21 protein-coding genes are annotated in these 25,287 nt (G+C 45.7%); 14 read left to right on the forward strand and 7 right to left on the reverse strand.

Annotated elements, in window-relative coordinates; translation table 11 throughout:
• Positions 1-43: 43 nt before the first annotated feature.
• From G9X63_RS05495 to G9X63_RS05505, 3 genes are all read right to left on the reverse strand, one after another.
• Positions 44-1,498, reverse strand: coding sequence for a RagB/SusD family nutrient uptake outer membrane protein (locus G9X63_RS05495; RefSeq protein WP_252624836.1), 1,455 nt, complete (start codon positions 1,496-1,498; stop codon positions 44-46).
• A 21-nt stretch (positions 1,499-1,519) separates the two neighbouring features.
• Complete coding sequence (locus G9X63_RS05500) at positions 1,520-4,732, reverse strand: SusC/RagA family TonB-linked outer membrane protein (RefSeq protein WP_252624838.1); 3,213 nt, start codon at positions 4,730-4,732, stop codon at positions 1,520-1,522.
• Between the two features lie 134 nt (positions 4,733-4,866).
• Positions 4,867-5,277 (reverse strand): GNAT family N-acetyltransferase, encoded by a 411-nt coding sequence (locus G9X63_RS05505; RefSeq protein ID WP_130922488.1) that lies wholly within the window; start codon positions 5,275-5,277, stop codon positions 4,867-4,869.
• 69 nt (positions 5,278-5,346) lie between these two features.
• Between G9X63_RS05505 and G9X63_RS05510 the strand changes: the two genes are divergently transcribed.
• Positions 5,347-6,195: a sugar phosphate isomerase/epimerase family protein gene (locus tag G9X63_RS05510; protein ID WP_130895566.1), complete on the forward strand. Its 849-nt coding sequence runs from the start codon at positions 5,347-5,349 to the stop codon at positions 6,193-6,195.
• On the opposite strand, the gene G9X63_RS05515 is transcribed toward G9X63_RS05510, so the two are convergent.
• Both G9X63_RS05515 and G9X63_RS05520 read right to left on the reverse strand, forming a co-directional pair.
• Positions 6,192-7,067 (reverse strand): LSm family protein, encoded by an 876-nt coding sequence (locus G9X63_RS05515; RefSeq protein WP_252624840.1) that lies wholly within the window; start codon positions 7,065-7,067, stop codon positions 6,192-6,194. The genes G9X63_RS05510 and G9X63_RS05515 overlap by 4 nt on opposite strands.
• Positions 7,064-7,702: a DsbA family oxidoreductase gene (locus G9X63_RS05520; protein WP_252624842.1), complete on the reverse strand. Its 639-nt coding sequence runs from the start codon at positions 7,700-7,702 to the stop codon at positions 7,064-7,066. The genes G9X63_RS05515 and G9X63_RS05520 overlap by 4 nt, the downstream gene beginning before the upstream one ends.
• A 98-nt stretch (positions 7,703-7,800) precedes the next feature.
• On the opposite strand from G9X63_RS05520, the gene G9X63_RS05525 reads away from it, so the two are divergent.
• The 4 genes from G9X63_RS05525 (at position 7,801) to G9X63_RS05540 (ending at position 10,953) form a co-directional block, all read left to right on the forward strand.
• Positions 7,801-9,240, forward strand: coding sequence for a DUF2271 domain-containing protein (locus G9X63_RS05525; protein WP_252624844.1), 1,440 nt, complete (start codon positions 7,801-7,803; stop codon positions 9,238-9,240).
• Positions 9,237-9,815 carry a PepSY-associated TM helix domain-containing protein gene (locus G9X63_RS05530; protein WP_252624846.1) on the forward strand — a complete coding sequence of 193 codons (579 nt, stop codon included), beginning with the start codon at positions 9,237-9,239 and terminating at the stop codon, positions 9,813-9,815. Before G9X63_RS05525 ends, G9X63_RS05530 begins: the two co-directional genes overlap by 4 nt.
• Before the next feature lie 113 nt (positions 9,816-9,928).
• A complete protein-coding gene (locus G9X63_RS05535; RefSeq protein ID WP_252624847.1) occupies positions 9,929-10,528 on the forward strand; it encodes a hypothetical protein in 600 nt (199 codons plus the stop codon).
• Positions 10,528-10,953 carry a DUF6174 domain-containing protein gene (locus tag G9X63_RS05540; RefSeq protein ID WP_252624848.1) on the forward strand — a complete coding sequence of 142 codons (426 nt, stop codon included), beginning with the start codon at positions 10,528-10,530 and terminating at the stop codon, positions 10,951-10,953. The genes G9X63_RS05535 and G9X63_RS05540 overlap by 1 nt, the downstream gene beginning before the upstream one ends.
• Here G9X63_RS05540 and G9X63_RS05545 read toward each other — a convergent pair.
• The gene (locus G9X63_RS05545) at positions 10,950-11,312 is read right to left on the reverse strand and encodes a hypothetical protein (RefSeq protein WP_252624849.1); all 363 of its coding nucleotides are present in this window, start codon (positions 11,310-11,312) and stop codon (positions 10,950-10,952) included. The two genes, G9X63_RS05540 and G9X63_RS05545, sit on opposite strands and share 4 nt — an antisense overlap.
• Positions 11,309-12,271 carry a zinc-binding alcohol dehydrogenase family protein gene (locus G9X63_RS05550; protein ID WP_252624850.1) on the reverse strand — a complete coding sequence of 321 codons (963 nt, stop codon included), beginning with the start codon at positions 12,269-12,271 and terminating at the stop codon, positions 11,309-11,311. The genes G9X63_RS05545 and G9X63_RS05550 overlap by 4 nt, the downstream gene beginning before the upstream one ends.
• Before the next feature lie 53 nt (positions 12,272-12,324).
• Between G9X63_RS05550 and G9X63_RS05555 the strand changes: the two genes are divergently transcribed.
• The 9 genes from G9X63_RS05555 (at position 12,325) to G9X63_RS05600 (ending at position 25,125) form a co-directional block, all read left to right on the forward strand.
• Complete coding sequence (locus G9X63_RS05555) at positions 12,325-13,719, forward strand: alpha-L-fucosidase (protein WP_252624851.1); 1,395 nt, start codon at positions 12,325-12,327, stop codon at positions 13,717-13,719.
• Between the two features lie 207 nt (positions 13,720-13,926).
• On the forward strand, positions 13,927-14,976 hold the full coding sequence (locus G9X63_RS05560) for a Fic family protein (RefSeq protein ID WP_252624852.1): 1,050 nt from the start codon (positions 13,927-13,929) through the stop codon (positions 14,974-14,976).
• Between the two features lie 105 nt (positions 14,977-15,081).
• Positions 15,082-16,479, forward strand: a complete 1,398-nt coding sequence (hemN, locus tag G9X63_RS05565; protein ID WP_338079080.1) for an oxygen-independent coproporphyrinogen III oxidase — start codon at positions 15,082-15,084, stop codon at positions 16,477-16,479.
• A gap of 36 nt (positions 16,480-16,515) precedes the next feature.
• Complete coding sequence (locus G9X63_RS05570) at positions 16,516-17,637, forward strand: Fic family protein (protein ID WP_252624853.1); 1,122 nt, start codon at positions 16,516-16,518, stop codon at positions 17,635-17,637.
• A 57-nt stretch (positions 17,638-17,694) separates the two neighbouring features.
• Positions 17,695-20,916, forward strand: a complete 3,222-nt coding sequence (uxuA, locus tag G9X63_RS11095) for a mannonate dehydratase (RefSeq protein ID WP_338079081.1) — start codon at positions 17,695-17,697, stop codon at positions 20,914-20,916.
• A 1-nt stretch (position 20,917) separates the two neighbouring features.
• Complete coding sequence (locus G9X63_RS05585) at positions 20,918-21,676, forward strand: SDR family NAD(P)-dependent oxidoreductase (RefSeq protein WP_252624854.1); 759 nt, start codon at positions 20,918-20,920, stop codon at positions 21,674-21,676.
• Entirely contained in the window at positions 21,676-22,941 is a 1,266-nt protein-coding gene (locus tag G9X63_RS05590; RefSeq protein ID WP_252624855.1) for an MFS transporter, read from the forward strand. The genes G9X63_RS05585 and G9X63_RS05590 overlap by 1 nt, the downstream gene beginning before the upstream one ends.
• Before the next feature lie 4 nt (positions 22,942-22,945).
• Positions 22,946-23,878, forward strand: a complete 933-nt coding sequence (locus tag G9X63_RS05595) for a 3-keto-disaccharide hydrolase (protein ID WP_252621752.1) — start codon at positions 22,946-22,948, stop codon at positions 23,876-23,878.
• Positions 23,878-25,125, forward strand: coding sequence for a YeiH family protein (locus G9X63_RS05600; protein ID WP_252621754.1), 1,248 nt, complete (start codon positions 23,878-23,880; stop codon positions 25,123-25,125). The genes G9X63_RS05595 and G9X63_RS05600 overlap by 1 nt, the downstream gene beginning before the upstream one ends.
• Positions 25,126-25,287 lie beyond the last annotated feature (162 nt).

Genomic DNA, 25,287 nt, shown 5'->3' on the forward strand with positions numbered 1-25,287 from the left:
CCGCTCCCTCATAAGAAGGAGCGGCTTTTCATTTTAAACCTGATTACTTGTTCAAGTTCGGGTTGTTTTGAACTTCTTCGATTGGAATCTTGAAAGTTAAACGTGTATCGTTCGAAGGAATAGGAGTTCCTACAAATTTTAAGTGGTTAGCACCACGATTCACAGTTCCCTTGTTACGCTTCAATGATAAGTACGACTTTCCTTCACCCCAAAGCTCAATACGAGTCTGTAAGTAAATCTCATCTAATAACGCTTTTCCAGTCAATGCATCGATGTAAGATGCATCAGGAACACGTAGCGCCATGATAGCTTTTAACGATTTTCTTGCGCCTGCTTCATCACCTGTTTTAGCACAAGCTTCTGCATTTAACAAGTACATCTCTTCCACACGCATGTAGATATAATCCGCGTCGATTGTTCTTTGACCACCGATCACTTTGTTCGGGTGGTAGAACTTACCAATAGGAGCTAGTTTGCTCGCTGTTGCGAATTGCGCTTTTCTGATGTCATTCGCTGGGATTAAGTCATAAAGAGCTTTGTCCATCCCTTTGATATCACCCGCCCAGGCGTATGAGTACGTGTAAAGGTCCATTTGGCCCCACCAAGAGATCAAGTTTAACTTCGAATCTACTGTGATGTCTACACCCCACATCCACTGGCTAGTAGCTAGGTTATTAAAACCACCTGTTGCTTCCGCAGCTGTCATGATTTTGAAACCACCTGTTGCGATTACATCAGCCGTTACAGACTTCATCGCTGCGTTGTTACCCATCGCACCGTGAACATACGCTAACATACCTTTCGCTACTGAAGCGTTTACTTCCGATTTATTAGCGCGATTAAAGTCTGCTAACAAAGTCTGCGCATCTGTTAAATCTTTCACCATTAACGCATATACATCCGCCGCTGTGCTCTTAGGCAAGTTAGGATCAGTTGTATTTTTGTACAAAGGTAAAATCTTCTCAGAAGGGTTGTATTCGTTTTGGAAATACTGCGCTAAGTAGAAATACGAGAAGGCACGCATTGCCTTAGCTTGACCCATGTACCAACGACCAGCTGCCGTTGCTGGAACTGCATCGCTTCCACCTAAACCATCGATGACTGTGTTAGCAGCAAAGATAAGGCGGTAGTAGAAACGCCATACTTGGTAGTTATCTTGTTGCGTATAATCTACTGTTGTTTGGAATTCTGTAATCGTTCTGAACCAGCCATAGATAACCGAAGTTAAAGCCATGTCACCAGAAAGTAAGTCACCATACATATCGTATGATTTATGACCAAAGTCATCGTGACCCGTTGTACCGCCCGTTCCCGCGCCATACATCGTTGCATAAATACCTGCTACGTTCGCAGATTGTAAACTTGGATTTAAAGCAGAGGCTTCTGCGATTTGATTCGCTGAAATAAATTCGGTCGGTTCCGTCTGCAAAAATTCTTCTTTACAACTAACTGTTCCCATTAGGACAGCCGCAAATAAAAATTTATATACTGTTTTCATCTTTCTATTTCGTTTAAAAAATTAAAACTTAACGCGTAAGCCTGCTGTCAAAGTAGACAATGGCGAGTAACGGTATTGATCAGAGCTTCCTGTTTCCGCTGAGCTTGGGTTGAAACCATTTCTAGCTGAAGCTAAGAACAAGTTATCTCCAGATACCCAAAGGTACACACCTGTAATAGGGCTATTCGTGAAGAATTTGCTAGGGACTTTATATCCGATCTGAATGTTATTTAACGTTAAGAAATCTGATTTCGTAATGAAACGAGTCGATGCAGAGTTTACGTTTGCATCTTGACCAGCTGATAAACGAGGTACATCCGTTGCTTGTCCTTTTGCCGTCCAACGAGCTAAGATATCTGTGTGGTAGTTATTTCCACCTGCAGCACCACCTGAGTTCATCAAGTTAGCATAAGCGCCATCATACGCATAACCACCTAAGCTATATAAGAATTGTGCACTGATGTCAAAGTTGCCTAAACCACCATTTAATGTGAACGCTCCTCTTACTTTAGGGAATGGGGACTTGTTAATGAACTTAGTCGTTCCATCCGCATACGTAGCCGTACGAGACACCTTCACTGTTTTCAATGTTTCTGCTGTAGCAGTAGCTTCGAAATCAGCCATTGACTTGATGTTTTCTGTTGCTTGACGCACATTGTCACCATTTGCATCTGCCCAATAGACGTTCCACTCAGAAACACCCGTCTCAGGATTAACGCCTGCAAACTCACGTGTGTAGAAATCAAAGATTGAGTGACCTACTGCTCTACCGTAGATACCATCGATATCGATGATCTTCTCTTTACCCGTTGCTGGGTCGATTGGTAAACGTAACATACGGTTCTCAATCAATTCACCATTAATCGTGAAGTCTAAGTAGTTCTTCTTCGATTGTAATAAGTGAGCTGTTACATCGAATTCGATACCAGTGTTACGTAAAGCACCATCATTCACACGAAGAGACGCATAACCTACAGAAGGTCCTACACGGCGATCGAAGATCAAGTTGTCTGTCGTCTTTGTGTAGTAATCAATCGCAACATCTACGAATTTGCCTAATTTGAATTCAGCACCTACTTGCATTTGCTTTGAAATCTCCCAAGTTAAATCTGGGTTACCCTTAGAAACGAATGATAAAGAGATGTTAGAGTTCAAGTTTTGTACTTGGAATAAGTCATATCCAGGGTATAGACCGATACCACCTTGCTCTCCAATTAGACCATAAGAAGCCTTTAATTTCAAATCTTTGATCACTGGAACATTGTCCATGAATGCCTCCTTAGATACTAACCACGCAGCACCTACTGAACCGAAATCACCCCATTTGTTTTTCAAGAAACGAGAAGATCCGTCACGTCTTACGGTAGCAGATAAGAAGTATTTGCCATCGTAATCGTAGTTTAATTGTCCAAAGTATGATTCTAATGAATAGTTATTCGTGTAAGATCCTGGAGGGTTAGAGATTACCGCGTTGTTGAATTCAACTCCGTCTGGCATTACTAACTTGTACATAGACGCCCACATGAACTTCGTTTCTGTTGCATAGCTTTCGTGTGCTACGAATGCTTCGAAGTTATGCACATCAAACGACTTCTTGTAACGTAATAAGTTTAACAAGTTGTAGTTTAAGGTTTCCGTCTTCTGCTTGTAGATATAACCACCTTGACCTGCGTTAGGACCGTAGAAAGGGTTGTTTTGGTTATCCAAAGAAGCGTTTGAATATTGTAAACCTAATTTGTTTTCTAATGACAAAGCAGGCGTAATTTGAATATTCAATGAAGTCGCTGCATTGATGTCATGTGACTTCGTGTTACGGATACCTAATTTAGCATCAGCAATCGAGTTCGTTAAGGCACCAAAACCACGACCCACACCATAATCGTATTGGTATCCATTGTAATATGGATCACGTACGTATTGAGATGTTGTGTTATCGTGTAAGAATAAAGGATAGATCGGTGGCAAGTTATCCACAAACCAGAATACAGATCCTGAGTCAGATGATTGACCTGGGTTGTTTGTCACACCGTAAGAGTAACCGATGTTTGTAGTCGAGCTTAACCAAGACTTAGGGTTATGCGTCAAGTTCAAACGAGTAGAATAACGCTTGTAATCTGTGTTTACAGAGTAACCTACATCTTCTAATGCACCATAAGAAGCGAAATAACGAGTCTTGCTATTTCCTCCTGAGATTTTCAAGTTTGCTTCGTTACGATTCGAGTTTTGGAATGCGTAATCAGCCCAGTTCTCCGGGATATAACGACGCGGTGTTCCTGGAACGACTTGTCTTGTATTAGGATCAATTAATTGAGCCGCTGGAACAGTCCACATGTTGTAGTTAGGCATGTTTGCAAACAAGTTTGTGTTTGCATAAGCCGTAGGGTTAGCGTTAGCCAAGGCCACACCTCTGTTATACCAACCTTCCCAAGTCAAACCAATGTATTGCTCTGGGTTACGGATGGTGCTGTAACGAGGTAATAAGCTCATGTTTTGGCCTGATTTTAATTCAAGTTCAATCACAGCATCCCCTGTTTTACTACCTCTTTTTGTGTTGATTACCACCACACCATTTGCTCCACGAGAACCGTAGATCGCTGTTGCAGCCGCATCTTTTAAGATAGTGGTGTTTTCGATATCACCTGGGTTAATCGAGTTAATGTTTCCTTCGAAAGGCACACCGTCTAACACGTAAAGTGGGCCACGGCTACCATTAACGGTACCGATACCACGGATACGAATAGCCGCTGAAGTACCTGGTTGTCCAGATGAGTTGATGACAGTCACACCGGCTGCTTCACCCGCTAATCCCTTAGAGATGTTAGAGAAGTTTTTACGCTCGATGTTTTTCGCATCTACGACTTTCGCCGTACCTGTAAAGGATTGTCTTGTTGTCGTAGAATAAGAGGTTACGATAACTTCATCTAACGTATTGTCAGATGTTAAGGCTACTTGAACAGATGAAGTGGCACTTGTTACAGCGACTGTAGATTTGTTGTAACCTACGAAGCTGAAAGTTAAGCTTTGGCCATCCGCGGCCGCAATAGAGAACTTACCAGACTTGTCTGTGTTTGTTCCCGTTTTTGTTCCATTTACGATGACAGATGCGCCCACTAAAGGTTGGCCGTTCTCATCTGCTACCGTACCTGTTACAGTTTTCGTTGCTTTCTGGGCGAACGATACCTGCATCATGAACACTAAGATTAGTGTCAAAAGGCTAGTAATTTTTGTTTTCATAAGCGATGAATTTTGCAAAAATTGGGTTAAAAATGATAGAATTAATTTGGGTTTTATACTGAATGCCAAACGTTTATTTGGCTTTCAAACCGAAAATTTGCACAGAATGTTTAAAAATCAAAGAAAAAGCCAAACTATTTGATTTCTTCAACGCTATCTAAAACGTAGCAATGTCCGTGATTTCTCATCCCAATTTTAGGGTAATATCCCTCCGCAGCCGGGGCTGCGAGTAAGATAATTTTAGCTCGCGGGAGGAATTTTTTCACCTCAATGATCAATTGTTTTCCTATACCTCTGTGCTGATAAGCTTCGTCAATGGCGAGATCAGATAGGTAGCTAGTGAAGACAAAATCGGTCATTACGCGGGCTAAACCTACTAATTTGTCGCCATCGTAAGCACCCACATACACATTCCCATGGTCGAACATCATCTGCATCGCCGCTAAGTCTTGTAGTGGACGTCGCAATCCCAAAGTCGATTTATCTAGGATGTCGATGAAATCTTGAGCCGTGATTTTAGGCTGAGCGATATAGGTGATAGGCATGGCAAATATTTTTTTACGTTTCTCGATTTATTCACAAAAAAAAGTCATTTTTACATAAAACCTATACATATGAAAATTAAACAACTGTTAATTGTTTGCCTTTTGGCATTGCCAGCATTCGTGCATGCGCAGAAATTATACACCTATCCCATTGGTGTTCAAGCCTATACTTTTAGAAATCAATTTCCTAAAGATGTAGCGAAGACGCTCGACCTGATTCAATCGATGGGTATTACAGAGATTGAAGGAGGTGCTCAAAAGGGCCAAACCCCACAACAATTCAAGCAAATGTGCGCGGATCGCGGCATCAGCATTCCCTCGTCCGGCGTAGGTTATGAGCAACTCGAGAATCCAGCGGAGGCGATTGCAAACGCAAAAGCATTAGGCGCAAAGTTCGTGATGTGCGCTTGGATTCCGCACAAAGTGCGCGGAGGCTTTACTTTAGAGGAAGCGGAGAAGGCCGTTGCTCTATTCAATAAAGCAGGAAAGCAATTCAAAGAAAATGGCTTGACCCTTTGCTATCACGATCACGGCTATGAGTTCCAGCCTTTTGGCAAAGACGAAACACTCTTAGATTACATCATCCAAAACACGAATCCGGAATACGTCTCTTTCGAAATGGATGTGTTGTGGACGATGCACGGCGGTGGCGCTTCGATGCCAGAGAAATTATTGAAAAAATACCCAACGCGCTTCAAGCTAATGCACGTGAAAGATTTGCGCAAAGGAGTAGCAGGTGACTTAACCGGCGGAACTCCGGCTGAAAACGATGTTCCGGTAGGAACGGGTCAAGGAAATTGGAAAGCCATCATCAAGCTAGCGAAGAAGAACGGCATCGAACATTGCTTCATCGAGGACGAAAGCAATCAAGAAGAGCAATTTGTACCTATTAGTATTGCGTACTTGAAGAGTCTTTAGAATTTGATATTATAAGCCAAATAAGGGATCGCTCCACTTTCGATGCTGGTAGGAACTAAAAAGCCCACGTCGAAGGCGGAGCGTTCTAGTAAAATTCTTACGCCTCCGGAAAGAATCCCATTGTAGGCGGTAGTTTCATTTAGGAATTGCCCATTAGTGTCATAATTCACGGTCTTGTTAGAGAAAAACCAGTTCTCTGTGAGTAGCATGACTTTATTCGAAACGCGTGTCATACCCGATAAAGTGAACATCGGATTGCTGGCAAACTTCCAGTTATAATCATCTCTACCTAAACCGGTGTTTTCATTATACGCCCCTAATCCCGTGTTTAAGGTTAGGTTGCTTTCTTTTGTCCCATAGGTGACAGATCCGTAGACCGTTCCTACCCCAAAATTCAAACCTCCAATCAAAGAAGTGGCAAATAGAATTCCTCCACCTACGTGTACTTTATCTGCTACCTGGTAGCCTATTTTAGGCGTGATAAAAAGCGCAAAAGGGACGACTAATCCGCCTCCTATGGAGAAATGATCCGTTATTCCCGCTTGGAAAGAATTGACTAGGAAAAGGGCGTTTTGGTAATATTTGTCTCCTTTTTTCAAAGGAATCGCTGAAGGAGCGAAGAAATAGCGGGTAGGGTGCGTGTTTTGGCCTTTCCCTTCCTTAGAAATCAGGTTAATTGACTTGATAGCTGACCAAGCTAGCGTGACTTTGCCTAAATCCTTTGTAGCGACGGTTACTTCTGCCTCTGATTTATGGATCAATTGACCCGATACACTTTTTCCATTTTTAAGTTCGACGGAGACATAAGTAGAATCCTGAGACTTCGCGGCAAAGGCCAATAATAATATAAAGGCAATTAAGAGCTTTTTCATTCTGCAGCTGTTTGCAATAAGGTTTTCGTAAACACTTCGATAGGTTCTGCCCCAGAAATGCCGTATTTTCTGTCAAAAACGAAGAAGGGCACGCCTCGCACGCCCAGGTTTTCGCCCTCTTGAATATCTTGTTTCACGCGATATGCGTAATTCTCGTCTTGCAAAGCATTCAGAATTCCCTCGCGTGATAATCCTACAGCTTCTCCACATTCCACGAGCGCTTCGTCGAGTGCTAGGTTTTTGCCCTCCATAAAATAGGCCTGAAACAGGCGTTCCTCGATGGCATCGCCTTTGCCTTGGTCTTTCGCGTATTGGATGAGGTGGTGGGATTTCAGGGAATTGGCGACTTTGGCCTGGTCAAAATCATAGTGCAAGCCTACCGCTTCTGCCATGTCTGACACACGGTCGTGCATTAGTTTCACTTGTTCTAACGAGATTCCTTTTCTGGCGGCTAAATAATTATAGACGCTGGTCTCCTCACCCAAATCCATCGGAATCGTAGGGTCTAATTGGAAGCTCTTCCATTCAATCTCCACTTCATCCTTTCCAGGAAACGTTTCTAATGCTTTTTCCAAATGCCTTTTGCCTATGTAGCAAAACGGACACATGATATCACTCCAAATTTCTATTTTCATTTTATTCCCGATTATATCTACAAATCTCAACGCTTTATCGCAAATATCGTTCCACAAACCTGATAAATTTTCAATATTGTGGTCTAAATACAAACCCTATGATCCATTCAATCGCCCTAAGTCTACTTAGTTTAACGCCCAGCGCGTCTACATCTACCGGTTTATTAACCGCACATTTTGAAAATGTTTTAGGTACTTCATTAGATCTTAAGATCATCGCTTCGTCTGAAGCCGCTGCTTCCACCGCAGAATCGAAGGTGTTAGCGGAGATTAATCGCTTGAACGATATCCTTTCTTCCCGTGAATCTTCGGAGTTTAATGTATGGCGCTCGTCGCACGGCGAGTCTATCGAAATTTCTGCTGAACTACGCGAGGTGTTACAGCATTTCGAAGAATGGAATGTAAAAACGGACGGAGCTTTGAATCCGGCGTCGGAACATATTGCCAACATGTGGGCATCGGAAATTCCTTCTGAAGTGGCGCGTGAAAATGCGGTGAATGAAGTAAATCAGGCGCATTGGTCACTAGATGAAAATGGAGCAACGCGATTAACAGACACTGAATTGAAATTGCACAGCTTCACGAAGTCTTACGTGATGGAGAAAGCAGCCGAAGAGGCGATGAAAGAGGACGGAGTGGCTGGAGTGGTCGTGAATATAGGCGGAGATTTTGTGGTGAAGGGAGATTGGACAGAGAAAATAGGTGTTTCTGATCCGCGAAATGCGGGAGAGAACGCGGATGTTTTAGGCTATATGCAAGTGAATAATCAAGCGGTGGCGACATCGGGCGATTATAGAAGAGGTTCAGATATCGATGGTGTTCATTATTCGCACATTATGGATCCGCGGACGGCGGAACCAGCATCGGAAGTGATTTCGGCGACGGTGGCGCACGAGGATGCGGTGACGGCGGGGGCCTTGGCAACGGCATTTAACGTGTTAGGCGTGGCGGCTTCGATCGATTTAGCGGCTCAGTATCCGGAGGCGTCGTATTTAATCGTGGACAAAGAGGGGGCAGAATATAGAAGTGAGAACTGGCCAGCGACGTCTGTAGAGAAGTCCGCGATCAGTTTAGTGAATATAAAAGAGAAGTTATGGACTGCGGGTCAAAGCTTAGATATCAATTTCGAACTTGCTCGTTTCGAAGGACGCGCGCGTCGTCCGTTTGTGGCGGTTTGGATTGAAGATGAGAAGCACAAGCCGGTGAGGCGTATCGCGGTTTGGTATAACAAGCCTCGCTGGTTGCCGGATTTGCGTTCATGGTTTGCGGCGAAAAGAGAGGTAGAATTTGATGCGGCTTCGGTGACGGGTGCGACGCGTGCGGCGGGACAATATACGGTGGTTTGGGATGGGAAGAATGATGCGGGGGAATACGTACCTTTGGGGAAATATACCGTGTTTATCGAGGCGGCTCGCGAGCACGGAACGTATCAGTTGATTAAGCAAGAAATGAAGTTTAACGGGAAGTCAGCTAGCCAAACATTACCCGGCGGCGAGGAGATGACCGCGGCTTCTTTAGTCTATAAAGCAATTAAATGAGAGATTTAGCGACGTGGTCGAGGTGGCTGCACATCTATTTGTCGATGTTCAGTTTCATCATTGTATTGTTCTTTTCGGTGACGGGTTTGACCCTGAATCACGTGGATTGGTTCCCAGAAAGTACGGTTGTTTCTGAGCTGAAAGGTTCTGTGAAAGCTGGTTGGGTTTCGGTAGCTGATACCGCCAAAATCCCCAAACTCGACATCGTCGAGCAGCTTCGCGCGAACCACAGTATCAAGGGACAATTGAACGATTTCAGAATCGATGAAGAAGAGATTTCGATCTCCTTTCAAGGACCTGGTTATACGGCCGATTTCTTCGTGAATCGCACGGATGGGAAATACGAATTGACGGAAACGAAGATGGGTATTATCGCCGTAATCAACGACCTGCACAAGGGTCGTGATACCGGTAAGTCTTGGTCTTGGGTCATTGACTTTTCTGCGATCTTTATGATTGTTATCTCCCTAACTGGGTTAATTTTGTTATTATTTTTAAAGAAGAAACGCACGAACGGGATGCTTTGGTTAGCTATCGGCGGGATCGTTGCCTGTGTATTTTATTATTTTGTATGATGTTCAAAGTTCAAATTTCAAAGCAAAAAGTTCAAATAGGTAATTTCAAAGTTCAGAGCACGAATCGGGGATATTTTTTCTTTTTGCTTTGTTCTTTGCTATTTGTAAATGTTGTGTTTGGTCAGGACCACGCTCCACTTCCGCCACTTCCGGTGGAGGCGACTTTTGGCAATAACCGTGTTCAGTTTATCGGCGTTATCAATCGCCCCGTTTCAGCGGATGGGAAGTTGAGTTATTTTAATCTCAGCACAGGGATGGTGGATTATAAGAACACCGCCTCTGAGACGGAGTTAGTGATTGTGAATAACTTGACTTATAGCCTTTTTGGGAATATTCGAGCGACGGCAGGGGCGGAATGGCATTATAAATTAGGCTTAGTGCCACAGGTGGGATTGCAGTATTTTAAGGCGAATCGGACGTGGTTATTTTTATTGAATCCTAATATGAATGTACAGCCTTCGCGTGCCATCTCCACCATTGGTATCGTCGAATTTAAGCCGGCTATTTCGAAGGATCTTTCTTTTTATTCCAAAGCCCAGATTTTACATGTCGCTAGTTTAAGCGAAGGAACGCACGCGCGCAGTGCTTTGATGTTGCGTGCGGGTATTACCAAAGGAAAATTCACTGTCGGCCTTGGAGCTAACTTTGATTACTATGGACCGATGAAGATGGAGAAAGATAACGTAGGTCTGTTCACTCGCTTAGCGCTGTAATGAAGAAATTACTCTTTTTATTTTGCCTTTCTTTCTTGGGTTGCAAAACCGTGGAGCCGCTGGATGATGCGACGGCAAATCTGAATCTTTGGAATGAAAAGAAGATTGTTAACTATTCTTTTTCCTTTAAGCGGGTGTGCTTTTGTCCCCTGGAATATGTGGGTCCGCATCAAATTGTCGTTCAAAATGGCAAAATATCGACGGTGAATGGAGCGCCTTATAATGCCGCGGAACGCTACGGTGTGATGTATACGATCCCGGAATTATTGCAAGTCATTAAGGCGAACGTCGACAAAAATCCAGCGAAGAAAGTACTGAATTTCAATGCCACTTATGGCTACCCCACGAGTGTATTCTTCGACTTTTCGGAAATGATAGCAGACGAAGAAATCGGCTATGAGGTGACGAATTTCAAAATCAATTAAGGGCAAATCGAGATAGGTAAGGCCTTTTTAGGAGTAGGGCTGTAAGCTTTGCACGTAACGCACTCAGCAGTCAGTTGAGTGGAATCTAATTTGAAAAAGAATTCGTCCCCTTCTTTCAGGCTAACGGGTAAAGCGCAGGGGTTTGAAAGTGCGAAGGCATTGGTATAGTTTTTACCTGTATCCGGATTTTTCCACTTTACTTCGAGCTTCGATGTGTCTATCGATCCTTCGACTAATTCAATCACGTAATTATTGCAAATACCCTTCAGGGATAGACGCCCTTTGTAGCAGTTTTCGGGCAGCACTTCTTGAGATTTACAGGCGCCTAAAAGTAGGCAGAATAGGAGTAGTGGTTTCATTCCGCTAAAGTAATCATCGCCTTGATTACTTGTTGAGTGGGCTCGTTAATTTTTGCAAAAATACCAGGAACTTGATTTTTTGTGAAGCGATGGCTGATGAATTTATCTGCCTGAATCTTACCCTCGCGGAATAAATTCATGACGTATTCGAAGTCTTCCAAAGTCGCGTTTCGGCTACTCATCAGCGTCGCTTCTCTTTTGTGAAATTCCGGATGTGAAAAGGAGATGGCTTGTTTTTGCAATCCGATCAAAACGTATTTTCCGGCGTGCGCCATTTTGGCGAAACCGGATTCAATAGCGTTTAGATTTCCGGTGGCATCGATGACTGTGTTAAATGCCCCCGTGATCGCTTCCGCAACCCCTAAATTGTCGAGACAAAATTGCAAACGCGAAGAGTTAGGTTCCGCCACTTCGACTAAAGCCTCTTGAATTTTAGCCAGTAAAATCGTGAATAAACCAATAGGTCCGGCGCCCATCACGAGGACTTTTTCACCTGCTTTTAGTTCCGCGCGACGGAGTCCGTGGGCTGCGATGGAAAGTGGTTCTACTAAGGCAAGTTCGTCAGCGGATAATCCTTTGCCCGGTAATATGTAGCGATCTTCCACCACGATATATTCCCGCATTCCGCCGTCTGTATGTACCCCAAAAACCTGGATATTCTCACAGCAATTCGACCGTTCCATTGAGCACGCACCACACGAAGCACAGTTAAAATAAGGAATGATCGTGGCTAATTCTCCGGTCTCGAATGTGTCAGATTCAACGATTTTTACCGCCAGTTCGTGGCCTAAAATGCGGGGATACGAAAAGAAAGGTTGGTTGCCAGCGAAGGCATGAATGTCGGTTCCGCAGATGCCGATGTTGCGTACGCGAAGGAGGGAAAATCCGGGTGTGCGCTGAGGCATTTCTGCTTCTTGAGAAACCAAAATACCAGGCTCATTACATATCCATTGTTGCATGGGGTTGAAATTAACAATTTTAATTAAATTAGGCTCGATAAAATCTAAACCTTATGAAAATCAAGTTATTAATTCTGGCACTTTGCCTTTTCGCGGGCAACGCATTCGCCCAAAAAACCTACCAAAACAACTGGGAATCCATCGACAGCCGCCCCGTACCGGGCTGGTTTGAAGATGCGAAATTTGGCATATTCATTCACTGGGGATTATATTCTGTGCCGGCTTATAGTCCGACGGCCAGAGACAAGGTGGGCGTGTACGATCGCTATGCGGAATGGTACTGGCGTCGCTGGCAAGAGCCGAATAAGACGCAGCATTTCTTTACGGATTTTCATAACAAGGCTTTTGGGCCAAATGTCAAATACCAAGACTTCACAAATCAATTTAAAGCAGAGCTTTTTCAGCCAGACGAGTGGGCGAAATTGTTCGAAAATGCCGGCGCAAAATATGTCGTGTTGACGTCGAAACACCACGAGGGTTTTACGCTTTGGCCATCAAAACAATCCTGGAATTGGAACGCAGTTGATGTGGGTCCGCACCGGGATTTATTAGGGGATTTGACAAAATCTGTCAAAAGTAAAAATATCAAAATGGGTTACTATTATTCACTACTCGAGTGGTACAATCCCTTGTATAAAAAGGAGACGCTGAATGAGTATATCGACCAGCACATGTTCCCGCAGATGAAGGACTTGGTGAATACGTATCATCCGGATTTGGTTTGGACGGATGGCGAGTGGGATTATACATCGGACAAATTGCGCAGCACGGAGTTTTTGTCCTGGTTATACAACGATTCGCCGGTTCGCACGAGTGTAGTCGTGAACGATCGCTGGGGTAAGGAAACGCGCAGTAAGCACGGTGGATTTTACACCACGGAATACGATTTAGTACACGATGGGGACGCGAATGGCTTGGATTTTGCGAGACCTTGGGAGGAATGCCGAGGCATCGCCGGATCTTTTGGCTATAACCGAAACGAAAATCTAGAGGACTATTCCAGTTCTGAGCAGCTCGTGCACATGTTGATTAACAAGGTCGCGCGCGGAGGCAATTTGTTGTTGAACATTGGGCCCACTGCGGATGGTCGGATTCCGGTGATTATGCAGCAGCGTTTGACGGACATCGGGTCTTGGTTAAAGGTGAATGGCGAGGGGATTTATGGTACGCGTAAGTGGGCCAAAGCTCCTAAGGTTACGCCCGCCACCAAACAACACTTCACTCAAAAGGGCAACGATTTATACCTGATTACGACAGAATTCCCGACGGCCGCGCTTCAAGTGGCGGGTGTGAAAAAACCGACTTCGGTTACGCTAGTAGGGTCTTCAACGCCAGTTAAGTCGACGTATAAAAACGGAGTTGTAAGCATCGCTCCTCCGGTTGTTACACCGGGGAATAGTCCGTGTCAGTATGCGTGGACGTTTAAGCTAGCTTCGGCGGTAGAGTAAAGAGTAGAGAGAATAGAGTAGAGATTATAGAGTATAGAGTAGAGAGTATAGATAGGGTATTTTCCACTGCCCACTGCCCACTGACTGCTGTCCACTGCCCACTGCCTACTACCCCCTGTTTTATCGATCATAAAAAATCAGTTTATCGATCATAAAAGAGCATAAAATGATTGATATATCGTATTTTTGTGATCGATAAAAAAGCCGATGCCTAAAAAACGCGTAAATAGAGACCCAGAGATCATTCAGTTCGTGAAGGATCATCCCCAAAGTTCCTCGCAGGAAATTTTGGACGGATTGCAATTGCCTATCAGTGTGATTACGTTACGAAGATCGCTGCATGATTTGTGTGCGAAGGGACTTTTGAGCCGAATAGGCGAGTTGAAAGGTAGCCGCTATGCAATAAGCGAAGGTTTTGCCGTACTAAGTGTGATCGATTTAGGGGATTATTTTAGTCAAGAAATTGATGAGCGCGCGATTCAGGCGTCTTTTAATTTGGACTTAATTAGTGAAACGCTGAAAAATTTGACGCTTTTTACGGAGGGGGAGACTTCTTTGTTGCAGGTTTGGCAAGAAAAATACAAAGCGAATACGGCCAAATTAACGCAAGACGTTTATCAAAAAGAGTTAGAGCGATTAGCGATAGATTTAAGCTGGAAATCGTCTCAAATCGAGGGAAATACGTATTCTTTGCTGGAAACGGAGCGCTTGTTAAAGGATAAAGAGACGGCGGCGGGGAAAACGAAGGACGAGGCGATTATGTTGCTGAATCACAAGGAGGCGATCGATTTTATCATTCAAAATCCTACTTATATTAACCCGTTGACGGTTTCGAGCATTGAGGATATCCATAGTATGTTGGCCAAAGAATTACCCATCTCCCGCAACATCCGGAACAGTCGTGTGGGGATTTCTGGCACGAATTACACGCCACTAGATAATGAATACCAAATCAGAGAGGCTTTGGAGCAGATGTGTGAGCTGGTAAATGCAAAGGAAGATGTGTTTGAAAAGGCCCTTTTAGTGCTGGTTTTGATCTCCTATATTCAACCCTTTTCTGATGGGAATAAACGCACCGCCAGGATCATCAGCAATGCGATTCTGTTGAAAAATGGCTATTGTCCCATCTCGTTTAGAACCATCGATTCACTCGAATACAAGAAAGCGATGCTGGTTTTTTATGAGCAGACGAACATTCAGCCGTTCAAGCAGATTTTTATGGGGCAGTTTGAGTTCGCGGTGAACACCTACTTTTAGATTATAGAGTATAGATGGGTTATCATTTATCTATACTCTATAATCTACCATCTATTATCTATACTCTATACTCTCTTCTCTTAGCAAAAATGACGACAGTCATTTTTGCTAAATCCTCTCCCTTTTACCTTTGCCCTCATGCAACCGGTAAGCCTAGATTTATTGAACAAGTACAACGTAGCGATTCCGCGCTACACGAGTTATCCGACGGTACCGTTTTGGGACGAGACGATTGACAGCGAACACTGGGAACGGATGTTTGTGCGTCGTTTCGAGGAGAGCAATGAACAGGAGGGGATTAGCGTGTACATTCACTTGCCTTTTTGCGAGAAACTCTGCACTTTTTGTGGCTGTAATAAGCGCATTACGACGAATCATTCCGTGGAGGAGGAGTACATCGAAGTGCTGTTACAGGAGTGGAAATTGTACCGAAAATCGATGAGCTCTAAGCCCGTTATTCGAGAATTACATATCGGAGGCGGGACGCCTACGTTCTTTTCGCCGCAGAATTTACAGCGGATGTTGCAGGGGATTTTAGGGGATTCTATTGTGCCAAAGATCCACGAATTCGGTTTCGAGGGTCATCCAAATAACACGACACGCGAACATTTGCAAACGCTTTTTGAGCTCGGATTTAACCGCGTGAGTTTTGGGATGCAGGACAGTAATCCCCAGGTTCAGGAGGTGATTAATCGGGTGCAGCCTTTGGAAAATGTGAAACAGGTGGTGCAATGGGCAAGGGAGATCGGGTATGAATCGGTGAACTTGGATTTAGTGTATGGCCTGCCTTTGCAGACCTTGCCGCGGATCGAAAAGACCATTCAAGATGCGATTTCGATGCGGCCGGATCGCATCGCGTTTTATTCGTATGCGCATGTGCCGTGGACGAGCAAGGCGCAGCGACTTTTTGACGAAAACGATTTGCCGGAGGCGTCTGAGAAGATGCAGTTGTACCAAAAAGGCAAGGAGCTTTTCCGCGCCGCCGGTTACACGGACATTGGGATGGATCACTTCGCGCTCCCATCGGATTTGATGGTTAAAGCGCACAACGAGGGCACCTTACACCGCAACTTTATGGGCTACACGGTGCAGCAGACGGGTTTGCTTTTAGGTTTAGGCGTCTCGAGCATCAGCGATATTTACTATGGTTTTGCCCAAAACAAAAAGACGATTCAGGAATATTACCAGCAAATCCATGCCGGCGAACTGGCCGTTTTCAAGGGCTATTTTTTAAGTCAGATGGACCAAAAAATGCGCCAATACATCCTCGACATCGCCTGCCAAGGCAAGACCCATTTCCACCAAGAAGACCTCGAAGTCCTGCGCCAATACACCTTTCACGAACTCGATGAACTCGCGATCGATGACCTCGTCACCTGGGGTGAACACGGAGTCATCGTCACAGATCTAGGCAAGCATTTCATTCGCAATATCTGCAAGGCTTTTGACCTGAAACTGCTGGCGACAGCGGAGGCCGCGCCTCAGTTTAGTAGGGGGGTGTAGAAATGAGGCGATTAATTTCGCTAATCGCCTCAAAAAATGCTTATATTTGAGTCGATTACACTTCCTAATCGCCTCATCATGTACAACTGGCAACGCGTTTCTTGGCCCCATTTTGAATTCGATACGAATCGTGTCGAGCCGCAAATCTTTGCATTTATGCAGAAATCAGGCGAATTGAGCGGTAAATTGGCTGCTTTGCCAGTGGAGGATCGGACGGAAATGATGATTCAATTGATGGTGGCGGAGGCCTTAAAGACTTCTGCCATCGAGGGTGAATTTTATAGTGAGATAGATATTATGTCTTCGGTTCGCCGAAATTTAGGTTTAGCGAGTCCGCATTTGCCTAAAAATAAGGATGTCATAGGTCTCAGTGAGATGTTAATGGATGTACGGAATTCGTTTGCTGAGCCATTGACGGAGGAGCGGCTGAAGCTTTGGCATACAAAATTAATGGGCAATACGCCGCAGATAAATGCGGGCGAATGGCGGACGGATGAGGCGCCCATGCAGATTGTTTCTGGGTCTGTCGCTCGGCCTACCATTCATTACGAGGCTCCACCGTCTTCGCGTGTTCCACCCGAAATGGCGCAATTTTTACAGTGGTTTAACGAGGCTGCTTGGATGGCGCCACCGGTTAAGGCGGCGGTGGCTCACTTGTATTTCGAATCGATTCACCCATTCGAGGATGGCAATGGCCGGATCGGTCGCGCGATCGTGGAGAAAGCGCTTTCGCAGGGTCTTCAATGTCCTTTGCCTTTTAGTATTTCCAAAGCCATAGAGGCAAACAAAAAGGCCTATTATCACGCCCTCCAGCAAGCAGAAAAAGGCCTTAACATCACAGATTGGATCGAATGGTTTGTGCAAACACTTTTAGAAGCCCAAACCTTTGCAGACAAACTCATCCAGTTTACCATTTCGAAATGGCACTTCTTCGCCGTCTTCGAACACCAACTGAACGAGCGCCAAAACAAAGCCATCAACCGCATGCTAGCAGCCGGCCCCGACTCTTTCCAAGGCGGAATGAATGTCCGCAAATATGTGGGAATAACGGGAGCCTCCCGAGCCACTGCCTCCCGTGATCTTCAAGAGCTAGTTTCAATGCAGGTGTTTACGCCAGTGGGGGCGGGGAGATCGGCGAGGTATGAGTTGGTTTTTTAATCAGTATTTTTTGTGCATTTTGCACTTTAATAAGCATAAGCCTCTAAACAAAATACAATGATACACACGATGCGTTGGTTCGGTCCGAACGATCCGGTTTCCTTGATGGATATTCGTCAAGCCGGATGCACAGGAGTCGTTACTGCATTGCACCAAATTCCGGTGGGGGAAGTTTGGCCTATCGAATCCATTCAAGAACGCATTGCTATTATTGAAGCGGGGAATCAGGATTGGACGCCCTTACATTGGTCAGTCGTGGAATCACTGCCCGTTCACGAGGGGATTAAGAAAGCCTTGCCGTCTCGCGCGCAATTCATTGAAAATTACAAAACGTCTTTACGAAATCTGGCAGCATGCGGCATCAAAACCGTGTGCTATAATTTCATGCCTGTGCTCGATTGGTCGCGGACAAAACTGAACTTCGAGATGCCCGATGGGGCACGCGCTTTGCGTTTTGTTTGGACGGATTTTGCGGTGTTTGATTTGCATATTTTACAGCGTCCGGGCGCCGCTGCGGATTATACGCCGGCGGTTCAGGCTGCGGCTTCACAGCGTTTCGCGAAGATGACTTCTGACGAAATAAAAGAATTAAAAAATACAGCACTTTTAGGTCTTCCCGGCTCAGAGGAGGCCTTTCATTTAGCCAATTTCCAAAGTCTGTTAGACGAATACAAGGCTATTTCAGCGGATCAATTGCGCGAGAACTTGCACTACTTTGTGCGATCCATCGCGCCTTTGGCACAGGAATTAGGAATCAATTTATGCATCCATCCGGATGATCCTCCGTTTCCTTTATTAGGCTTACCGCGGGTGGTGAGTACGGAAGCGGATTTGGCGGCGTTGATGGCTGCTTCTCCGGAACGTGCAAATGGAATTACGTTCTGCACCGGTTCGTTAGGAGTGAGAGCGGATAATGATTTGCCTGGGATGGTTCGCCGCTTCACAGATCGCATTCACTTCTTGCATTTACGCACGACTTTTAGAGAACAGAATGAACCGTTGATTTTCCACGAGGCGCCGCATTTAACGGGTGATGTGGATATGTTTGAAGTAGTGAAAGCGGTGGTAGAAGAAGAAAAAAGAAGAGGGGGGGAACAGATTCCGATGCGCCCAGATCACGGTCACCAAATGTTAGATGATTTGAAAAAGAAAACCTATCCAGGCTATTCGGCGATTGGACGATTGCGCGGTTTAGCGGAAATCCGCGGATTAGAATTAGCTATTCGTTCCTTTTTAGCGGTGTTTTTTGTGGTTTGCAGTTTCGCTGTAAAGGCGGATGATGGCTATCGCTTGTGGTTGAAATTTGACAAACTGGCTTCCGCGGCTCGTTATGCGCCGTATGCAAAATCAATCTCATCCGAGTTTGCGTCGACGCCCATTTTAGAGACGGCGAAGAAAGAATTAACGAATGGTTTGAAGGGTTTGACGGGGGTGACGCCGGTGAGCCTAGCAAAGAATGGAAGTATTCAATTCGTGAAAGACCCGAGCTTAAAAGAAGAAGCTTTCAGCATTGTTGCAGGGCCTCAAATTCAAATCAAAGCCAGCTCTGACCGCGGGATTTTGTACGGGGTTTTTGAGTTGTTAAGGATGATTCAGCAGGAGAAACCTTTGGCAAACTTCAGCTCATCGCCCAAAGTCAAATTCCGCATGTTGAACCACTGGGACAACGTGATGGGCACTATCGAACGCGGGTACGCGGGACAATCGCTGTGGAAATGGTACGAATTGCCGGAAACCGTCGACCCGCGCTACACGGATTACGCCCGGGCAAACGCGTCCATCGGGATCAACGCGGTCTCCGTGAACAACGTAAATGCCTCGGCGCGGTTTATGACGCCGGAGTATTTGGCCAAAGTAAAAGTGCTCGCCGACGTGTTCCGCCCATACGGCATCAAACTGTTTTTATCCGTGAATTTTGCCTCGCCTAAACTGGTGGGAAAATTGAAAACCTCGGATCCGCTAGACCCCCAAGTGCGCGCTTGGTGGACGGCGAAAACGAAAGAAATCTATGCGCAGATTCCGGATTTTGGTGGCTTCTTAGTGAAGGCAAATTCCGAGGGCGAACCGGGTCCACAAGAGTTCGGTCGCACCCACGCGGACGGCGCGAACATGTTAGCGGAGGCGGTGCAACCCTTTAATGGAATTGTCATTTGGCGCGCGTTTGTTTATGCCCCTAATCCGAAAGGCGATCGATTCAAAGAAGCCTATAACGACTTCAAACCTTTGGACGGAACCTTCGCGAAAAACGTGATTGTTCAGGTGAAGAATGGCCCGATCGACTTCCAGCCGCGCGAACCATTCCACCCGCTTTTCGGTGCGATGCCGAAAACGCCTTTGGCCTTAGAATTCCAAATCACCCAAGAATACACCGGTTTCAGTACGAACGTTTTCTACCAATCCATCCTCTTTAAGGAATGTTTGGATTCAGATACCTACCAAAACGGCAAAGGTTCCACCGTCGCCAAAGTCATCGACGGCAGCCTGGGCAACGACCAAATCACGATGATGGCGGGCGTGGCAAACACGGGTTCCGACAGAAACTGGACAGGACATTTACTGTCGCAAGCGAACTGGTATGCGTTCGGCCGATTGGCTTGGGATCACACCTTGAGCTCCGAAAAAATTGCGGACGAGTGGGTGAAGCAGACCTTGACCCACGACGAAAAAGCGGCGAAAACGGCTTCGGATATTCTGATGAAATCCCGCGACACTTATGTGAAATTTACGACGCCTCTAGGCTTGCACCACGTGATGGGCCAGGGAATTCACTGGGGCCCGGAGCCTTGGCTCGAGCGTAGTCAGCGCCCCGACTGGACGTCGATTTATTACCATCGCGCGGATTCTGTGGGTCTGGGTTTTGACCGAAAAGCGTCGGGAAGCAATACTTTAAGTTTATACCATCCGGCGGTCGCACAACAATGGCTTGATCCTGCGAAGACGGATTTGAATTATCTATTGTGGTTTCACCATGTGGGCTGGAAAGAGAAATTGACTTCTGGGCGGACGCTTTGGGATGAATTCTGCTACCGCATGAATTCCGGTTTGCAGGGAGTGAAGGATTTGCAAAAGGACTGGGATTCGCTGCAAGGCAAGGTGGATCCGGAGATTTTTGCGGATGTTCGCGGACGTTTAGCGTCGCAACAACGGGAGTCTGTTTTATGGCGCGATGCCCATTTATTGTACTTCCAAACCTATTCGAAATTACCGATTAGCTACGGGACGCCTGTGCGGACTTTGGCAGAAATAAAAGAAATTGTACGTATTTACCAACTGAAATAAGATGCAACAACCATTCTCATTGCAAGGGCGCGTGGCGCTCATCACGGGCGGCGGAACCGGAATCGGATTCGATATCGCGAAATGCTTTTTAGCGTCCGGCGCCACGGTCGTGATCACGGGTCGCCGCGAAGAGGTGCTGAAAGAGGCGGTCGCAACCCTAGGTGCTGGAGCACATTATGCAGTGAATGATGTTTCAGACTTGAGCTTGACTTCTCAACTTGTTGCTGAGCTAGTAGCAAAACATGGCGGCATCGACATACTCGTCAACAACGCGGGCATCAACATGAAACGCCCGGCTGTGGAAGTTTCGGATGACGATTTTGCGAACATCATTAACGTGAACTTGAATGCCGTTTTCTCGCTGACTCGGGAGGTAGGAAAACATATGTTAGCGCGCGGAAAAGGGTCCATCATCATGATCTCCTCGATGGCGGCATACTATGGAATCGATCGTGTAGCAGCATATGCGTCCTCTAAAACCGGTATCTATGGTTTAGTACGCGTGCTCGCTTCCGAGTGGTCCGGCAAAGGCGTTCGCGTGAATGCGATTGCACCAGGATTTATCGAAACGGCGATGAGCAGAACGGCGATGAATTCGGATCCGGATCGCAAACACAAGGCGATGGATCGCACGCCGATGGGCTATTTCGGGAAACCAGAAGACATCGGTTGGGCGGCAGTTTATTTAGCCTCAGATGCAGCAAATTACGTAACAGGCGTCTCAATCCCGGTTGACGGCGGGAATTCAATCGGATTCTAATGAAAGGAAATTACCGCTGGGTGGTGGTCGCCCTCTTGTTTTTTGCGACCACGATTAACTATTTGGATCGCCAGGTGATCGGCTTATTGAAGCCCACGCTGGAGAAGGAATTGAACTGGTCGGAAACGGATTACAGTTTCATCGTGATGTGTTTTACGGCGTCGTATGCGATCGGATTGTTGGCTTTTGGGAAGGTGATCGATAAGATTGGTTCTAAAATGGGTTATGCCATCTCCATCGTCATCTGGTCGTTCGCGGCGATGGCGCATGCTTTGGCCAAAACTTCGTTCGGGTTCGGCGCGGCACGCGCCGCTTTAGGAGCCGGCGAAGCGGGGAATTTTCCGGCGGCGATTAAGACGGTCGCGGAGTGGTTTCCTAAACGCGAACGCGCTTTAGCGACTGGGATATTTAATTCCGGAGCGAACATTGGTGCGATGGTCGCGCCCATCATGGTGCCCTGGATTTTAGGTGCTTATGGCTGGCAAGAAGCCTTCATTATTACGGGTGCCATCGGATTTATTTGGTTGGCTTTGTGGTGGTGGTTTTACGAAGTTCCCGCGAAGCATACTTCCGTTACGACAGAGGAATTAGCGCATATACAGTCTGAGGAAGAAACATCAGAAATCGCACCCATCGCTTGGTCTAAACTTTTCGGTTACCGCCAAACCTGGGTCTTCATCGTGGGCAAGTTCTTCACGGATCCGATCTGGTGGTTTTTCTTGTTTTGGTTGCCCTCTTATTTTTCGACGACCTTCGCGCTTGACCTGAAAAAGCCGAGTTTGCATTTAGCGATTTTGTTCACCTGCACATCCATTGGGAGTATTGGCGGAGGCTACATTTCTGGGTATTTCATCAAGAAAGGCTGGCCGGTCTACAAGGCGCGGAAGTATTCGATGTTCTTCTTTGCGCTCTGTGCGGTGCCCATTATTGGGGCGCGCTGGGCAACGGATATTTGGCAGGCGGTGTTCTTAATTTCCATCGCGGCATCGGCGCACCAGGCTTGGTCTGCGAACATTTTTACGACGGTTTCGGATATGTTTCCCAAACACGCCGTTTCTTCCGTCGTGGGTATCGGTGGCTTAGCTGGTTCACTAGGAGGCGTGATTTTCCCCTACATTATTGGAGTCATTTTAGATTCCTACAAGGCAGACCAGGCTTTGTCAGCCGGATATAATGTTATATTTGTGGCTTGTGGCTGCGCGTATTTGTTTGCGTGGTTATTAATTCATTTCATTTCGCCTCAGATGAAGGCGGTTCAATCGTAAGACTATGAAAAAATTACTCCTTGCTTTATTTGCTTTCGCGACGAGTGCTTATGCACAAGAACACCATCCTTTAGAAGGTGCTTGGGATTTAAACGTATCCATGGAAAACCGCAATGGTGGCGTTTCGACGGCGCCGTCTTGGTTAGAGGTGCGTCATTCAGGATTAAAAACATTAACGGGTCGTTTTGTGGCGGATGGCGGTTCTGCTCGTCCCATATCAGAAGTGTTTTTTAAGGATGGACACATTTCCTTTAAAATTCCCCCTCAATGGGAATTGACGGAGGTTCAGATGAGTTTTGAGGGAGAGTTGAAAGACGGAAAATTGTCTGGAACCATCACAAAACCAAACGGCAAAGCGATGGCTTTTACCGGAGTTCGTGCGCCTTCTTTATGGAGATCTGCGGAACCGGTTTGGGACAAACCGATCACTCTATTTAATGGTAAAGATTTAATAGGCTGGAAAGCCTTAGGGCCTAAAAACCAATGGATCGCAGAGAATGGCGTGCTGAAAAGTCCTGCTTCTGGTGCTAATTTATGCACGGAACAAAAGTTCAACGACTTCAAATTGCACATCGAATTCCGCTTGCCGCCAGGAAGTAATAGTGGCGTGTATTTACGCGGCCGATACGAGGTGCAGGTAGAAGATAGCTTTGGCAAAGAGCCCTACAGCATCTATTTAGGCGGTATTTACGGCTTTATCGATCCGCTTTTCCAAGCCGCAAAACCATCCGGCGAATGGCAAACCTATGACATCACCTTAGTAGGACGCAAGGTTTCAGTCACGTTAAATGGTCAAAAAGTCATCGTCGAACAAAACATCCCCGGCATCACAGGCGGCGCGATGGACAGCGACGAAGCAGCGCCAGGGCCCATCATGTTTCAGGGCGATCATGGTCCAGTGGAATATAGAAACATCGTGTTGACTCCAGCGAAATAATGAAGAAGAACCTTTTAACTGAAGATTGGACCGTTGTCCTTTTAGGATTTATCATCATCGGCGTGGCCCTTCTAGGGGTGAAAATTCCATCTCCTTCTTTTGGCTGGGAGACGACCGTTGACTTATCAGAAAAAGTGCTCACAGCCGGTAACTTAATCAAGTTGGGTCAGCTATTCGTTTTCACTTTTGTAATTGCCTTGCTCGCGGCAAGTGTTTTAGGCAAAAGTGTAGCAAGTACGGCCAAAGGTTTTCCCATTGTCTTCGTGCTTACCTCACTCGCTCTAGTGTTAGCGGGCAACGCATTCCTGAAAAATTGGAACCTAGAAGCGGTGATTTTCAGCTTAACGATCGGGTTGGTTTTGAGTAATTTCTTCACGCTTCCGGCGTGGTTAACCGAATCCCTTTCGACGGAGTTGTTCGTGAAAATTGGGTTGATCTTATTGGGAACGAGTGTGATTTTTGGAGACATTTTGAAGGCTGGTTCGCTCGGTTTGATTCAAGCCTTGGTGGTGGTGATTTCGGTTTGGTACTTTGCTTTTTGGGTTTCCAAAAAAATGGGCATCGACGAAGAATTCGCCATCATGATTTCCAGTGCGGTATCAATTTGCGGCGTTTCAGCGGCGATTGCAACGTCTGGAGCCATTAAAGGGGATTCCAAAAAGCTGTCTTATGTCATCTCTATCGTCTTGATTACGGCGATTCCGATGATTATCTTTTTACCTTTTATCGCGCAGGCTTTGGGTCTTTCGCAAGCGGTGACTGGTGCTTGGTTAGGCGGAACGATTGACACAACTGGTGCGGTAATCGCATCTGGAACGATGGTGGGCGAGGAAGCTTTGAAGATTTCGACGATCGTTAAATTCTCCCAAAACGTATTGTTAGGTTTCGCCGCTTTCGCCATCTCTATCTATTGGACGGTGACCAATAATCAATCTGCTACAGTACAAGAAGCGAAGCCGACAGGAGCGATTATTTGGGAGCGTTTCCCTAAGTTCGTTTTGGGTTTCATCGCCGCTTCTTTACTGTTCTCCTTCGTGATTTCATCGGAAACACTCGATTCAGTGAAGGGAGGTTTCAAGGCTTTACAAGGACTTTGGTTTGCCCTAGCTTTCACTAGCATCGGTTTAGAAACCAAATTCTCAGACCTATTCTCGAAAGAAGGAAAGAAGCCTTTATACGCTTTTTTAATCGCGCAGTTATTCAACGTATTTGTGACATTGGCGGTGGCGTATGTGCTGTTTAGTTAGTTTCCGATTTTAGCACTATTCTAGCTTAGTTAAAATTAATCTATAAATTTTATAGACTAATAATCTTTTTTTAAACTGTTTAATGCCCTGTTTTGTGAAAAATTTGTATTTTTTTCAAATGGGGCATTTGCATTTTATTTATTCGGTTTATACATTTGCAAC

This window comes from Aquirufa antheringensis (assembly GCF_023921165.1).
Classification (GTDB): domain Bacteria; phylum Bacteroidota; class Bacteroidia; order Cytophagales; family Spirosomataceae; genus Aquirufa; species Aquirufa antheringensis.